Consider the following 14,034-nt stretch of genomic DNA (forward strand, 5'->3'; position numbering starts at 1 on the left):
CGCCGCACAACCTGTCCCTTTCCGGGGTTCTTTCACTGGCGTGTCACGTCCCAGGGTTGCCGGGGGAGGTGCCGGGATGCGCGGGAGGGGAGCTCAGCCAAAGGACCGACGCCCAGGCCTGCCCGGGAGCCTGCTCAAGACGAACTTGATCTCGGTTGTCACACAGTCCGCTGCGCCTGCACCTTCCGCACTCATGACGGACTCGGGGCTCTCAACTGCAGCGACACGCCGGTGCGTGGCCAGATCCCTGATTCAGAGTCATAGGGCCGCTAGGAATGAGCCATGTCGTCAGTGCGGAAGCGTCCCGGCCCGAAGCCGAAGGGTGTTCGTAAGCAGTTCACCATGCGCCTCCCTGCGGATCAGTTCGCGGTCTACAAGGCAGAAGCTGACCGGCGAGAGGTCTCCCTTGCTGACTACCTCACAGAGGTGCTGGCCAGGGGGCACGGCTTGCCTGAGCCCGACTACCTGCACCGACGACGCGATGAGCACCAGCAGGAACTGCCCCTCACGGGAACCGGCTGAAAGGACCCCCAACAACAGAGAACGCCACCCCCGATGCTTGGCGGCTGAGTGGGGCGGCGTCTCCGACTACGAAAGGCTGAAGTGGCCTCGACAACCCAGAGGTTACCCGATGCTGCATCAGGTAACCCCTTCACGCTTCGGCGTGTCCCTCCCCGGTGATGGGAGGTGACCACGCCGTGACTGAGCCGACCCGCCAATCTGGCGGAGGCGGTGCCCACTCTTCCTTCGATCGCGTCGTGAACGCGATCGAAGCGCGCGGGCTGACCACTGCCTCGCGGCGCCAGCACAGCTTGATGGCGGGCTGCCCGGTTCATGACGAGCGCACTCCCTCGCTGCACATCACCTGGCGTGGTGGGCCGCGTGGGGGAGGGGTCCTGCTCTACTGCCACGGCTGCCAGGCACAGGCCGAGCAGATCGTCGAGGCACTCAGCCTGACGATGAGCGACCTGTTCGACGAGCCTCTCCCAGAGCGAGACCGCAGCCTGTATCGCGTCGGGAAGAGCCCCTCGCGTCGCCGTGCAGGTCAGCGCCGCGGCAAGTTGGGCCGGCTTCCCTCCCTGCTGCCCAAGCCGCCTGCGGCGCCTGTTCCCGCAGTCGAGCACCACTGGGTCGAGATCGAGCGCTACCCCTACGTCGACCACGAGGACCGGCTGGTCCAGGAGGTCATCCGCGAGGAGTGCACAGCCGAGGGCGAACGGCACAAGCAGTTTCGGCAGCTCTTCGTCACCCGTGAAGGGCGGCGAGTCAAGCGCAAGCCTGAGGAGTTCTACCCGGTCATCTACCGGGCCCCGCAGGTCGCTGCTGCGGTCAAGGCCGGCAGCGAGGTCTGGCTCCTCGAGGGGGAGAAGGACGTCCACACGGCGGAGCGGCTTGGGCTGGTCGCTACGACCAACACCCAGGGCGGCAAGAGCTTCCCCGCGGACCTGGTTGAGGAGTTCACCAACGCTCGGGTCGTCGTCGTCCTCGACCGGGACTCCACAGGCTGGGCCCGCGGGGTCGACCTGCACGCCAAGCTCACAGGCGTCGGAGCCAAGGTGCTGCTCCGTCTGCCTGACCTGGAAGATGCCAAGACCGACTTCACCGACCACATCGAGGCCGGCAAGGGTCTGGACGCGCTGCAGTGGGTCGCGGTCGAGGAGGTCGCTGTCTGGCACGAGCTGACCTCGGTCAAGGACCGGGCACGCTCGCTGCAGCAGGCGATCGAGGAGGCTCAGGGCCGGTGGGAGCTGGCCGATGAGGGCCAGGACGTTGAGGACAACCGCCGTTTCGCCAAGCGGTGGGCTCTGGAGAGCCAGGTCAGGCAGGAGTCGCTGCGCGATCTCGTCGACCAGCTCTGCGCTGCGGGCATGCGCATCGGCACCGAGTGGGTAGGGGAGGCCATCGAGGCGGCTGAGGCGCTGCTCGCCGAGGGGACCGAGGCTGCTCGACGGTGTCACCTGCAGGTCCAGGTCCCCGTGCCGGAGTCGCTGCGGCCGGCGGCTCAGCCGCCGGCGGACTCGCCGGCACCGGCAGATGGTGAGCCCACGCCCAAGGCCTCACCCACCGACGTCGTCACCGACGACAGCGACTGGCTGGGGCAGAAGGGTGTGGGCTCCGGCAACACTCCCTTCCGCGTCCTGGACGGCAAGATCGTGCAGTGGGAGCCGGACCGCTCGAGCCGCAGGCAGCGGGACGAGTGGGATGAGGACCAGGACGAGCCGGGCAAGTTCAAGACGCTGCTGTCGATGGTCGTGCGGGTGTCCTGCCGTGAGTACCTCGAGGTAGAGCACAACCATGACGTCGAGGACACCGAGCTCATGGGTCGCTCGACACCGACCAAGCGGCGGGTGAGCGCGCCCAAGACCCTGATCGCGGTTCGGCTGCAGTACCCGGACGAGATCACCGGGGAGCTGCTGGAGATCCGCGTCATGGCCGACAAGTGGCGCGACCACTCGTGGCTGGAGTCGCTGCCCGGGCCCCCTGACTACGACCACAAGCGGGCCGGGCTGGACCAGCTGCAGCGAGCCATCCTCGCGATCAGCGAGAACGTCGTCGACGAGGTGCTCTACCGGGCAACCGGGTGGAGGGAGAACGCCGACGGCACCCACCGGTTCATCCACCGCCGAGGCGCGATCACCCCCACCGGACACGAGGACGTCGAAGTCGCCTTCTCCGGGCCCATCGAGCGCTACAACTTCCCCGACCCCATCCGTGAGGCGAAGGCTCTGCGCACGGCCTGGCAGAACGGTTCGGCCACCATGCTGGACCGGCTGCCGGGGCGCGTAGCGGCCCCGCTGCTCGGACAGGTCTTCCGCGCGGTGCTGGGCCACAACCCGTGGGTGCTCACCCTGGTCGGACCTCCGGGGTCCTACAAGACCTCGGTGGCCGCCAAGGCGATGCAGCACTTCGGCGAGAAGTGGGAGCACAAGAAGCCGGCGTCCTCCATGTCCGGCAACGGCGACACCTTCAACGCGCTGCGGTTCAAGCTGCACAACGCCAAGGACTGCCTCTACTGGATGGACGACTTCGCGCCCACCCGCAGCTGGCTGGAGGCACAGAAGCACCTCGAAGAGACCGCCCGACTCATCCACAACCAGGAGGAGCGCTCCCGCTCATCGCGAGACGGGCTCTCGGTCAGCGACGGCACCGGGCCCCGCGCCAGCGGCCTATGCACCTCCGAGGTCATGCCCCGTCCCGGATCCGGCGCCGAGCGGATGCTGGTCGTCCCCCTGGCCCGGGAGGACGTCGACACCGCGCTGTTGTTCCCCCTGGACGAGGCACTCTCACGCCACCAGCGGGCACTGGTGATGGCCTCCTACATCTCCTGGCTCTCTGGTGACCTGATGGGCAAGCGCGCCCACTACATGGAGATCGCCGACGCCTACGCCGATGCATTGGTCGAGCGCGCGGGGGAGAGCGTGCGTCAGGCCGCCGCCATCTCCCACACCTGGGTCGGCTGGGTCGCCATGACCGACTTCCTGCTCGAGACGGGAGCGATCACCGCCGAGGAGCGCCTGCAGACCCTGCGCCGGGTTGACGAGGCACTGCACGAGGCAGGACGAGCGGCAGTCAACCCCGACATGCCCCGCACCACCGGTGCCCGGGCACGAGAGCTGCTCGCCTACGCGCTGCGTCAGGGCATCGCCTACGTCGACGACGTCCGCACCGGAGAGTGCCCGCCATGGCCTCTGGCCGGGCGCCTGGGGTGGCGGCGCACCGTCACCGAGACCGACATGATGGGCTCACCGAGCAAGTACCGCCTGGAGCGCAACGGGATCCGGCTGGGCTACGTCATGCACGACCCCGGACCCAAGGACCGCGGACGGGTGCTGATGTGCGAGTCCACCCAGCTCGAGGCCGTCCTCAAGGCCGCTTCGGCGACCCAGGCCGAGAAGCTCGAGATCGACCGCAACACCGCGTGCCGCGCCCTTCACGACGAGCACGTCCTGATCCCCGACACCTCCGAGGGGCGCACCCGTCACACGGTCAAGTGCCGCATCCACGCCGAGGAGCGGGACGCCCGCATGGTCACGCTCTACCTCGATCGCGTCATCGACGACGAGGACGATGCGGCAGGTGACGGTCCAGAGGACGGCGGAGACTTCCCCGGCGGCGACGACCCCCACAGCGGACCCGGGAACCACCACCCCGACGACGGTGGAACGGCACCGGACACCGACGGCGAGGACCCGGTCCTGGAGATCCCCGGGCTGAACACCCCGGACCCACACGCGGTGGACACCGCGCACACGATGACCGAGTCTGGGACCGGCGCCGACACCGACCACCGCGGCGACCGTGACGGGACTGACCATCCCAGCGAGGAGACCCCCATGGACGAGCCCGAGCTCACCGCGCGACCGCACACCGACCTCGACGGAGTCGTGGGCTGGACCGAGCCGCGGAGCAGCGGCGACGTGGCCCCGTGCGTGGTCTGCGGAGTACGCAGTGGCGTGGTCATCTCCGGAGTCCGCGTGCACACGGTGTGCTGGGAAGGCAGCACCGCCACCGACCGCGCAGCCCAGACCCCGGTCGGCCACCCATGGAAGCGCGGCCAGCAGCCCGACACCGACGTCCAAGCCACCACCCAACCGGAAGCGCCGGCACCAGATCCGATGCCGGCCCCTTCGCCGACGCCGGCCAAGGAGCGCACCAGCCCCACCAAGGCGGCTGTCACGGAGACCAAGTTCCGGGCCGCGGCCGCCGTCGTCGACATCGACGGGATCTGGCTCAGCAACGGCGAGTTCGTCGAGATGCCTGGAGACGGACCCCAGCACGCCGGCGACCTGGTCCGGCTGGCCCAATGGCTATCTCTGGGAACCGCGGTCACCAAGTACCTCGACGCCGCAGCGCAGGTGTGGGTCGGCGACGACTTGGCTCGTCGCCTGGGCATCGACGTCGAGGCGATCACCAAGGCCTCCGAGCAGGACAAGGACAAGGTCGCCCGGGAGAGCAGCGCGACCAGCGTGGCCGTCACTGCAGCGCAGGAGGCCGGCTACAGCTTCGGCGGCAAGGGCGATGACGCACTGGGCCGCTGGACCAGGATCTGGAAGGGCTCGGAGAAGTCCGTCTGGGTCGTGCTGCTGGCCGCGATGAGCCGAGACGACGCCAACGTCGCGCTGATGCGTGACCAGCCCGACCACGCCACCCTGGCCCGACGGATCGGGCTGCTCGCCGATGCCCTCGGACACCCCTACCAGCTGTCCGGGTCCACCACCGGTCTTGACCTGATGACCACCCTGCGGCATCGCGACCGCGACCGGTTCTTCCCCGTCCTGGAGCCCTGCCCGCCAGCGCAGGTGAGCAACGTCGAGGCCGACATCTCCTGGTGCCGGCAGCCCACCGGCGAGGAGCTCGCTCACAAGTGGATCCACGCCTACGACCGGTCCGGGTCCTACCTGGCCGGCGTCAGCGGCCTGGAGCTCGGCGTCGGCGCACCGGTCCACCACCCTGACGGCACCGCCTTCGTGCCCAGGATGCCGGGCTACTGGCGGATCGAGATCCCCGACACCGGCGACTGGCGCATGCCCCACCCGCTGGACCCGCGCGGGTTGCACGCCGGCAAGGTGCGCTGGGCGACCACCCCGGCGCTGGAGTTCGCGGCCGAGCAGGGCTATGAGCCCGAGATCCTCGAGGCCTACACGTGGGCCGAGCGGGCCCGCATCCTCGACCCCTGGTACGAGCGGATCCGCGACGCCCGGACCCGGCTCGACGTCGACGACATCGACAGCCAGATCGCCCGCGACCAGCTCAAGCAGATCTACGCACCCACCATCGGGATGCTCGGATCCAGCACCCACATGGCCGGCCGCGTCGGGTACGCGCCCGAGCGCCGGCACATGATCATCGCCAAGGCGCGCACCAACATCCTGCGCCGGATCGCCACCATCGGGAACGAGACCGGGCGCTACCCGGTCGCCGTCGTCGCCGACACCGTCCTCTACACCTCCCCAGACCCCGACCCCGTCGCCTCGTGGCCCGGAGGGGAGCGGTGGATGGGTCGCGAACTCGGCCGCTACAAGGTCGAGGGCAGCGCGCCGCTGAAGGAGCACCTGGAGTTCCTGACCGGAGGCACCTACAAGGGCAAGGACGCCATCGTCGAGCGGGTTGCGGGGGCTGAGTGATGAGCGACCTGAGAGGCAAACTCTTCACCGCCCTCACCGGCCGGGACGCCGACGTCTCAGGGCAGACCGGAGGCGACCTGCGCGGCATGCTCATGGCCGTCGGCGGCGCCTCCCGACGCACCAAGTCCGGGATCGACCTGACCAAGGCGGCCAAGAGCCTGGGAGTCTCACGGCGCACCGTCGAGCGCTGGGTCAAGACCGAGCAGACCGGCACCGGGCAACGGCCCTCGGCGCAGCACGCCAAGTCGCTGGCCACCAAGGCACGCCAAGCCGCGACCACCAAGGCCGGGCGCCGAGCCGCCCTGGCCGGATCCAGCATGCGCCAGGCGATCGCCAGCCGCGGGGCACGACTGTCCATCACCGGCCTGCAGGGACCTCACGCCGCCGGGCGGGACTACATGCGCAACCGGACCACCCAGCTCGAGCTGGACCCCGCCGACGCCGAGGCGATGATGGACGCCTGGGAGAACGGTGGGGAGAAGGGCTTCATGACCTGGGCAACCGGCCACTGGGGCAACGAGTACCTCGATGACTGGAAGTTCGACGCCGTCGACGCCATTGACATCGAGCGGCCCTACGGTGGTGGATGGCGATGACCGGCGGGGCCCGCACCCGGAGGGCCGGCTGATGGCTCCCTTGTGGACCCGGGCCCGGCTGGAACGGGTCATGTGCCTACGGTTCGGGTTCGGCCACGACCCGGCCTCACCTGACACCGCGGCCGCGGCCGCAGCGATGGGAGTCACCCGGCGCACCGTCCAGCGGTGGCTGCACGCCGATCACGGCCGGTCGGTGGCGCACATCCCCCCCAAGCGTCGCGAGCAGCTGATCGAGCTGCTGCAGCCGGCGGCGGAGACCCTGGCTCGCGAGGAACAGCAGGCGCGGTACGCCCGCAAAGCGATCGACGGTCTGCGGCTGCCGCGCAAGATGGGGATCAAGCCGGCGTGGGAGAAGCAACGATGGCTCGAACCGCACCGGGTCGCCGTCCTGGAGATCCCCGTCCGGCATCTGAAGATCCGCCAGCTGGCGATCGCCCGTGACGAGCCCTCCCGCGTGGCGGAGCTGACCCGACGCGGCAAGGTCGTCGACGAGGCGACGGTCCCGACCCGCTTTCACGCCACCGTGCTGGTCCACCAAGTCTTGACCGAGATGTCTCCGTGGCGGTTCCAGGCCGGCGGGGACCAGGTCACCCAGGGCTTCACCCAGGCCTGGATGGTCGAGTCCTCGACACCGAATACCCACCTGAGCACCGCCGCACTGTTCCTGATCCGAGAGGGCCGACGATGAGCACCGAGGAGAAGACCACGCGCCTGCTGGCCCAGCTGGAGGAGGGCACGCGGCTGGCGCCCGAACGGCAGTGCCCCTGCGGGCACCGGGCACGAGAGCACCGCGACGGCGGGTGCCCGTGCCAGAACTGCGACCTGCGCGCGTTCGAGGTCGAGCAAGGCTGTGTCACCTACCGGGACACCGATACCCCCGTCTCCCTCCAGGAGCATCTGGACGGCATCCGCGCCGGCGCGAGGTCGCCGGTGCCGTTCGATCTCTGACCTTCGGACTGTCACTGGCTCGGCCCATAGCGCACCTTCCATCACCAAGCAGCCCGTCAGTCCACGAGGAAGAAGGAGCCAGCCGATGCCGAGGAAGGGCCACCCCGACTACGCGGTCGACCCCGACCGCGGCTCGAGCGCGTCACCGACCAAGAACGCCCGTCTGGTCGACCTCGACGAGCACCAGGATCGTGCGGCCAGCAGGTCCGGACTGCGCGACCTGGATGCCATGACCGAGGGCATGAGCGGCCTGACCCGGATGCAGAAGGACCGTGAACGGCTCTTCCCGCGCGGCACCACCGCAGACCTCGGCGACCCGCGGATGCGCCGGCACCTGCCCACAGAAGGACAGCAGCGAGCACCGATCTCCTCCCGCCAACGCAACGAGCGCAGCAAGGACCGCCGCGACACCCAGGCCACGATGCCCCTGACCCAGCTGCGGGCACAGAAGGACCTGGTCACCCGCCCCGAGCGGTGGCGTGACCTCAACGACCAGCTGTCGGCCAACACCGGCGACATCCAGGCGCTCAGCGAGAAGGACCAGGAGCAGGTTCGGCGCGTCGACCGCGCCATCCAGTCCTACGAGCGTCACAACGACCGCGGCCACGTCCTCTACAGCAACGTGCGGATGCCCTACTACATCAACCACCAGAACCTGCCCGGGTTCCTGCGCAACAACTTCGCCGCCGGCGACCGGGTCGCCTTCGACCGGTTCACCCACGCCACCCACCAGATGCACGAGACCGCCGGCTACGTCCACGACCCCGACGGCCGGGTGGCCGTCTTCGAGCTGCAGACTCGACGTGGCGCCTACCTGGGCCAGTCCGACAAGAAGGACAACACCCAGCACCTGCTGCCGAGAGGGTTGGAGTTCGAGGTCGTGGGCGTCCAGGAGGCCTCCTACCGTTCGCCCGACGGGACCACCGGCACCCGAATGGTCGTGCAGCTGCGCGACGTCACCCCTGAGCCCTGACCCACCCAAGGAGACAGACATGAGCGACACCCAGCACAACGACACCCAGTCCGCGGCCGAGCGCGCCGAGCGGGAAGAGATGTTCGGGTTCCACCCCGAGATCCTGGGCGAGGCCGACGAGCTGCCCCGCAAGGTCGACGGTCGGGACTACGAAGCTCCCGACGCCCAGTCCCGCTGATCCCCGAGACGGACATGCCCAGACGTCCCACCGGGGCCGACCTGCTGTCACAGTGGGCCCACTCCCACCCTCGCCGCACCGTATGCCCGGGCTGCGAGAAGGACTGCTGCCGCACCGGTCTGCCCCGCCTCGTCTACACCTTCGAGACCTGCCAGTGCCCGAGCTCGCCCTACCCGCACCTGATGGAGCAGATCTGGCACCGGGCATGCCTGGCGGCCGCTGAAGCGAGCTCGCCGTGATGCCGTGGACCGTGCTGGCGGGCGCGGCCGCCGGCGGGGTCGCCGGCGGCCTCCTGTGGCGGTGGCTGCGCACCGGGGACTACCGCATCGAGGAAGACCATCCCCGCCTGAGCCTGGACCGCTCGTGGCTGGTCATCCCCACCGCGGCCGCCGGCGGCGCTCTGGCCGGCGTGCTGACCGACCCGTGGCTGGCAGCCGCCGCGTGGATCTACCTGGTGGGTGCGGTGGGCGTGGTCTGGATCGACCTGGACGTGCACCGTGTCCCCGACCGGGTGCTCCGCCGCTGGGCTCCCGCGCTGCTGGCCGCGGTCCTGCTCGCGGCCGCCGCCGGCACCACCGGTTGGGGTGTCCTCGTGACCGCACTCCTGGCCGCAGCCGCGATGGCTGCGCTGTTCCTCGTCCTGGCCGTCGTCGGGTCGATGGGCTTGGGGGACGTCAAGCTGGCCGGCGTCACCGGTTTGATGCTCGGCGCTCTCGGATGGTCGGCAGTGACCACTGGTGTGGTCGCGGGGTTCGGTGCCGGCGCGGTCGCCGCGCTCTGGCTGCTGGTGCGCGGAGCCAGCCGCGACAGCCACCTGGCCTTCGGGCCGGCCATCATCATCGGCGCTGCCCTGGCGATCGCCCGCGCCGGTTTCACCGGCTGAGGCAGTCACCCGGTCGGGGCTCCCGACACCTTCCTGCAGGTATGAAGTCTCGACTGCTGCTGGCCCTGTGCGCGATCCTGCTGGTCCTGACCGGGCAGGGATACAGCTCAGGGCTGGAGCTGCCCTCCAGCTGGCCGTGGGACCAGACACACGTCGACGAGCACGACGCCACCCTCACCGTGGTGCGGCAGCGATCGACCGTGCCCGGCTACGACCGGTCCTGCAAGGCAGGGCATGCCTGCGTGTTCGGGCCGGCCTGGACCGACGACGTCGACGTCCGGGACGGGCGCAATGGGTGCGACCAACGCTCCGACGTCCTGCGGGAGAGCCTCGAGCAGGTCCAGCTCAAGCCGGGCACCAACGGGTGCATCGTGGCCCGCGGGATCCTGCACGACCCCTACACCGACCAGACGGTGACCTACGAGCGCAGCGGGAACACCGAGGTCGTCGGCGACCACGTGATCCCGCTCGCCGCGGCGTGGGACCTGGGTGCCGCCCAGTGGAGTCCGCGCAAGCGGCAGAACTTCGCCAACGACCCACGGAACCTGATCATCACCACCAGCGGCGCCAACCTGTCCAAGGGAGACAAGACCCCGGGGGAGTGGATGCCCGAGCACGGGCGGTGCCGTTACGCCCAGGCCTACCTCGAGGTGGCTCGCGCCTACGGGGTTGCCCTGACCCGGGCCGACCACCGCGCCCTGACCGCGGCGATCGGTCGCTGCTAGGGCCCCAGGTGTCGGTACCGCTTGTGCACCCCGGCGGTACTGCGCGGCTGCCCGTCGTGCTCGACCAGCACAGTGGTGATCGTGCGCCAGGACAATCCGCGCGCCAGCGCCTGGGAGATCACCGACTCCACGTCCTCGCCGCGCGCCAACGCCTGCTCAGCCTCCTCCAGCGCACGGCTCCATGCCAGACGCGGATGGCCGGCCAGCCATCGCTCGACCTCCTCGACGTCGAAGGTGGCAGGAGCTGTCCGCGACGACGCCGGCAGGGGTGCCGGCATCCCCACGGTCAGTCGGGGCTTGGTCAAGGTCGACTCGGTCCGCCGGCCCTGGGCGCGAGCCGCGCGCAGAGCTGACGGTGATGGCCGTTCGCCAAGAACCTGCTCGATCCGGGCAGCGAGCTCCTCATAGCCGTAGGTGGCACGCCGGGGTTCGCTCACGGCTGGAGTCTACGGACCCGACACGCCCAAACCCCCTGAGGTTGACGGGTCGCAGCAAGTGCGAGAGGGTGGACCCAATCGCTCCCACCAAGGGCGAGGCACAACCGGACTGACCAGCCGGAGAGAGAGGGACACCTCATGACCATCACCACCCACCAGCGCAGCATCACCACCTACACTGAACTCACTGCGAGCATGCAGACTGACCCGGAGGCTCGTCACCACGGTGGCGCGGCCTCCGTGTCGTCTTCACCGCAGACCTTCCCCGTCGAGGCCGCCCGATGCGCGACCTTCCCCACCCCGATGGAGTGGGTGCCGGACCGGGAACGGCGCGTCGTCCCCGACATGATGGCCGCCCTGTGCCGACGTTGCCCGGGCCGCCAGAGCTGCTTGCTGTGGGCTCTGGCCGGGCAGGAGCAGGGCTACTGGGCCGGGACCACCACCAACGACCGCGAGATCATGCGTCAGCTCGACCAGGACGACGTCGACACCGCCGACTGGCTTCAGGACCTCGCCCGCCGCGAGCTCACCGACGGCGCGCTGCACCCGATCGGTGAGGGCAGCTACTTCTGGTACCGCCGGCGCGGCTGCCGCTGCGGGGAGTGCAAGACCGCCAACGCGCAGGCGCGAGCCCAGGAGCGCGCCAAGGCCAAGGGGCAGGCCGCGTGACGACCACCCTGTGGGTAGGCGAGACTCGGAGCAGTCCTTTACCCGACCCTGAAAAGAGCTGGCACAACACGATGGCGCTCATCGACAGCCCGTGGAGCCGTCTGCGCAAGCCGCCGACCATCCCGACCGGGTTCACCGCCCAGGCACTCAACGACCTCGACGACCTGGCCTTCGCCGAACTGATCCAGGCGCAGCTGGTTCCTCGAGACCAGGACGTCCAGGGCCGGCGGCTGTGGGACAGGTTCTGGAAGGTTCTGCGCGAGGACGACCAGCTGGCCGACCGCACCTACAACGTGCTCGAGCAGTTCCTGGACACCACCGAGGACGCGCTCGAGGGCGGTGGCCTCGACGAGGCCGGGACCAAGCGCGCCGAGAAGTTCAAGCAGCAGTGCGAGATGAGCTGGAAGCGGATCGACCGTGGCCGTGACCGCGACGGTGCCCTGGGATGGGCCGGCGAGCACGCAACCGCTCACCCGCCGCAGTCCCGTCGGGTCATCGCCGCACTCATCGGCGCGATCGCCAGGCACCGATCCGAGGTCCTGCGCGAGTTCGGCCAGCCCAACGCTGCCGACGCCGAGCTGTGGGACGTCATGGCCCACCTCGGCCTGGACCCGCGGGACTACGAGACCCGTGACGGATGACGGGCACAGGCTCCGAGGCGATGTCGCATATCTCGCGTCTCAACCACGCCACCGGGCGCTAGCCGGAAGCCTGGAGCGCGCTCGGACCTACTGCGCCCAACAGCTCATCGACGCTGGCTGGAACGTCACCGAGCAGCCCTTCGTCGCCCCGAACCGGTTTCGCATCCCCGACGACGGCAAGCCGGACGCAGTGCTCCCGATGCGACCCTCGGGCAAAGTCAGCGGGGTCAACCTGCTCGCGAGAGCCAGCGACAGCAACCAGGCCGGCGGGACTCTTCTGATTGCACACCTCGACACCGTCCGGGTCAGCCCCGGCGCTGACGACAACGCCTCGGGCGTGGCGGTGGCCTTTGCAGGTGGCACGCCTCCTGCGCCGGGGACGTCACGACGTCACCATCGCCCTGGTCGACCTCGAAGAGCTCGGTCAGCTCGGGTCTCGACACCTGGTCACAGTGGGTCCGCGACCTGCTCGGGTGATCTGTCTTGAGTCGGTGGGCTACTTCGACGACCGGCCAGGTGCTCAGCGCCTACCGGTCGGGTTCGGGATGCTGTTCCCTTTACTCGCACGATCCATCCGCGCGCGGGAGGGTCGGGGTGACTTCCTGGCCGCCGTTCACCGAGGCGACTGCGAAGGCCTCCTCGAGGATCTGGTCACGACCGCCGCCGACCAAGAGCTCGACCTGCTCGGCCTGCTCGATCGCCGGTGGAACGGACCCGGGCAGCGGTTCACTCGGTGGGTGAACCCCCTGCTGATGGATCTCGACCGCAGCGACCACGCACCGTTCTGGCGGGCCCAAGTGCCCTCCATCCTCATCACCGGCACCGCGCCCCTGCGAAACAGCCGGTACCACCGCCGAGGCGATATCCCCGACACCTTGGACCATCGACGGATGAACGCACTGGCACGGTCATTGGCGCACGTCCTGGCGACCCACGAGCCAGCCTCGCCGGATCCGACCTGAGACGGGTCGTAAGGTCATGGGCAGAACCCACCCACCACAACGGGAGCTCACCACCCCATGGCCAACGACCTCAACAACCTGCTGGACCGCGTAGAGCGGGTTGACAGGTCGCTCGCGGCCGAACTTCGCGCCCAGATCAGCACCCTCGCCCGCCGGCGCGAGTTCGGTCTGAACTTCGAGAAGCACAAGCCAGAGACCGTCGAGCTGTACGGCCGGACGGTCAGGGCTGGGGACAAGGTCCGGCTCATCGCCCCCCGCGGTCAGAGCGGACCTCATGAGGACGCCCGCACTTGGCGAGTTCAGACCATCACCAAGACCAAGACGGGGCACCAGGCACACCTGCTGGATCTCGACGGTAATGACGAGCGGGACGCACCACTGGACGAGCTCGTGGTCATCGCCGACTTCCGCGACCCGATCTACCCCGGGCTGCGCTCCACCGGAGCCGTGCGCCGAGGAGGAGACAAGCCGCACCACGTCGTCATCAACGCCGAGAACTTCCACGCCCTCGAGGCCATGCTGTTCACCCACCAAGGAACCGTGTCGGCTGCCTTTCTCGATCCCCCCTACAACTCGGTTATCTAACCCCGGCCTCTCGGTGTCGTCTTCTGGCTGCCACTAGTCAGCCTCCGGCGTGTCTGACACTTTCCGGCTACCCCTGTCCGTAACTTGCTGCCCATGGAGGTGACCCCGAGCTACCGGCTCGACCTCGCGCTGCTCGGCGACGGTGGAGCCCAGCGGTTCGTCGTGGTTGACGAGAACGACTGCTTGCACCGCCCGGCGAGCGACTGGCTCGGTTTCTTGCATGACGTCGGCCGATCGCCCAACACGGTGAAGAGCTATGGAAGTCGAGTGGCGTGGTACCTCTCTTGGACCGCGCAGACCGCAGACTGGCGG

At 69.3% G+C, this 14,034-nt stretch carries 16 protein-coding genes and 1 pseudogene; 16 read left to right on the forward strand and 1 reads right to left on the reverse strand.

Annotation, left to right across the window (positions count from 1 at the left end; translation table 11 throughout):
- Window positions 1-282: 282 nt before the first annotated feature.
- From BN11_RS12760 to BN11_RS12795, 10 genes are all read left to right on the forward strand, one after another.
- Window positions 283-522: a hypothetical protein gene (locus BN11_RS12760; protein ID WP_048698268.1), complete on the forward strand. Its 240-nt coding sequence runs from the start codon at window positions 283-285 to the stop codon at window positions 520-522.
- Between the two features lie 236 nt (window positions 523-758).
- The gene (locus BN11_RS12765; protein WP_235435461.1) at window positions 759-6,125 is read left to right on the forward strand and encodes a hypothetical protein; all 5,367 of its coding nucleotides are present in this window, start codon (window positions 759-761) and stop codon (window positions 6,123-6,125) included.
- A complete protein-coding gene (locus BN11_RS12770) occupies window positions 6,125-6,721 on the forward strand; it encodes a hypothetical protein (protein WP_048698270.1) in 597 nt (198 codons plus the stop codon). The genes BN11_RS12765 and BN11_RS12770 overlap by 1 nt, the downstream gene beginning before the upstream one ends.
- Before the next feature lie 31 nt (window positions 6,722-6,752).
- The gene (locus BN11_RS12775) at window positions 6,753-7,409 is read left to right on the forward strand and encodes a hypothetical protein (protein WP_083434021.1); all 657 of its coding nucleotides are present in this window, start codon (window positions 6,753-6,755) and stop codon (window positions 7,407-7,409) included.
- Window positions 7,406-7,669, forward strand: a complete 264-nt coding sequence (locus BN11_RS12780; RefSeq protein ID WP_048698274.1) for a hypothetical protein — start codon at window positions 7,406-7,408, stop codon at window positions 7,667-7,669. The genes BN11_RS12775 and BN11_RS12780 overlap by 4 nt, the downstream gene beginning before the upstream one ends.
- Window positions 7,670-7,754: 85 nt before the next feature.
- Complete coding sequence (locus BN11_RS12785) at window positions 7,755-8,642, forward strand: hypothetical protein (RefSeq protein ID WP_048698277.1); 888 nt, start codon at window positions 7,755-7,757, stop codon at window positions 8,640-8,642.
- A gap of 19 nt (window positions 8,643-8,661) precedes the next feature.
- Window positions 8,662-8,820, forward strand: coding sequence for a hypothetical protein (locus BN11_RS22725; protein WP_157044129.1), 159 nt, complete (start codon window positions 8,662-8,664; stop codon window positions 8,818-8,820).
- A gap of 14 nt (window positions 8,821-8,834) precedes the next feature.
- Window positions 8,835-9,059: a hypothetical protein gene (locus BN11_RS22730; protein ID WP_157044130.1), complete on the forward strand. Its 225-nt coding sequence runs from the start codon at window positions 8,835-8,837 to the stop codon at window positions 9,057-9,059.
- On the forward strand, window positions 9,059-9,703 hold the full coding sequence (locus BN11_RS12790; protein ID WP_083434022.1) for a prepilin peptidase: 645 nt from the start codon (window positions 9,059-9,061) through the stop codon (window positions 9,701-9,703). Before BN11_RS22730 ends, BN11_RS12790 begins: the two co-directional genes overlap by 1 nt.
- A 41-nt stretch (window positions 9,704-9,744) precedes the next feature.
- The gene (locus tag BN11_RS12795; protein WP_083433738.1) at window positions 9,745-10,428 is read left to right on the forward strand and encodes an HNH endonuclease family protein; all 684 of its coding nucleotides are present in this window, start codon (window positions 9,745-9,747) and stop codon (window positions 10,426-10,428) included.
- Here BN11_RS12795 and BN11_RS12800 read toward each other — a convergent pair.
- On the reverse strand, window positions 10,425-10,865 hold the full coding sequence (locus BN11_RS12800; protein ID WP_048698280.1) for a hypothetical protein: 441 nt from the start codon (window positions 10,863-10,865) through the stop codon (window positions 10,425-10,427). The two genes, BN11_RS12795 and BN11_RS12800, sit on opposite strands and share 4 nt — an antisense overlap.
- Window positions 10,866-11,003: 138 nt before the next feature.
- On the opposite strand from BN11_RS12800, the gene BN11_RS12805 reads away from it, so the two are divergent.
- The 6 genes and pseudogenes from BN11_RS12805 to BN11_RS25210 all read left to right on the forward strand — a co-directional run.
- Window positions 11,004-11,534 (forward strand): WhiB family transcriptional regulator, encoded by a 531-nt coding sequence (locus BN11_RS12805; protein WP_048698282.1) that lies wholly within the window; start codon window positions 11,004-11,006, stop codon window positions 11,532-11,534.
- Window positions 11,531-12,175, forward strand: coding sequence for a hypothetical protein (locus BN11_RS12810; RefSeq protein WP_235435462.1), 645 nt, complete (start codon window positions 11,531-11,533; stop codon window positions 12,173-12,175). The genes BN11_RS12805 and BN11_RS12810 overlap by 4 nt, the downstream gene beginning before the upstream one ends.
- 199 nt (window positions 12,176-12,374) lie before the next feature.
- Window positions 12,375-12,512 (forward strand): annotated as a pseudogene (locus BN11_RS26165) (M28 family peptidase); the annotation flags it as partial.
- A gap of 19 nt (window positions 12,513-12,531) precedes the next feature.
- Window positions 12,532-13,137: a M28 family peptidase gene (locus BN11_RS12815; protein WP_048698286.1), complete on the forward strand. Its 606-nt coding sequence runs from the start codon at window positions 12,532-12,534 to the stop codon at window positions 13,135-13,137.
- A gap of 57 nt (window positions 13,138-13,194) precedes the next feature.
- The gene (locus tag BN11_RS12820; RefSeq protein ID WP_053084097.1) at window positions 13,195-13,722 is read left to right on the forward strand and encodes a hypothetical protein; all 528 of its coding nucleotides are present in this window, start codon (window positions 13,195-13,197) and stop codon (window positions 13,720-13,722) included.
- A gap of 93 nt (window positions 13,723-13,815) precedes the next feature.
- The coding region (locus BN11_RS25210; protein ID WP_048698287.1) for a hypothetical protein at window positions 13,816-14,034 on the forward strand (219 nt) is incomplete at its 3' end.

Source organism: Nostocoides australiense Ben110 (genome assembly GCF_001050535.1).
GTDB classification, from domain to species: Bacteria; Actinomycetota; Actinomycetes; order Actinomycetales; family Dermatophilaceae; genus Nostocoides_A; species Nostocoides_A australiense.

What these genes read in the sequence shown, in the direction of transcription:
- BN11_RS12795 (WP_083433738.1), top strand. Translation starts at nt 9,745, where the DNA reads ATGAAGTCTCGACTGCTGCTGGCCCTGTGCGCGATCCTGCTGGTCCTG.
- BN11_RS22730 (WP_157044130.1), top strand. Translation starts at nt 8,835, where the DNA reads ATGCCCAGACGTCCCACCGGGGCCGACCTGCTGTCACAGTGGGCCCAC.
- BN11_RS12780 (WP_048698274.1), top strand. Translation starts at nt 7,406, where the DNA reads ATGAGCACCGAGGAGAAGACCACGCGCCTGCTGGCCCAGCTGGAGGAG.
- BN11_RS12805 (WP_048698282.1), top strand. Translation starts at nt 11,004, where the DNA reads ATGACCATCACCACCCACCAGCGCAGCATCACCACCTACACTGAACTC.
- BN11_RS12785 (WP_048698277.1), top strand. Translation starts at nt 7,755, where the DNA reads ATGCCGAGGAAGGGCCACCCCGACTACGCGGTCGACCCCGACCGCGGC.
- BN11_RS12775 (WP_083434021.1), top strand. Translation starts at nt 6,753, where the DNA reads ATGGCTCCCTTGTGGACCCGGGCCCGGCTGGAACGGGTCATGTGCCTA.
- BN11_RS12770 (WP_048698270.1), top strand. Translation starts at nt 6,125, where the DNA reads ATGAGCGACCTGAGAGGCAAACTCTTCACCGCCCTCACCGGCCGGGAC.
- BN11_RS12760 (WP_048698268.1), top strand. Translation starts at nt 283, where the DNA reads ATGTCGTCAGTGCGGAAGCGTCCCGGCCCGAAGCCGAAGGGTGTTCGT.
- BN11_RS22725 (WP_157044129.1), top strand. Translation starts at nt 8,662, where the DNA reads ATGAGCGACACCCAGCACAACGACACCCAGTCCGCGGCCGAGCGCGCC.
- BN11_RS12790 (WP_083434022.1), top strand. Translation starts at nt 9,059, where the DNA reads ATGCCGTGGACCGTGCTGGCGGGCGCGGCCGCCGGCGGGGTCGCCGGC.
- BN11_RS12820 (WP_053084097.1), top strand. Translation starts at nt 13,195, where the DNA reads ATGGCCAACGACCTCAACAACCTGCTGGACCGCGTAGAGCGGGTTGAC.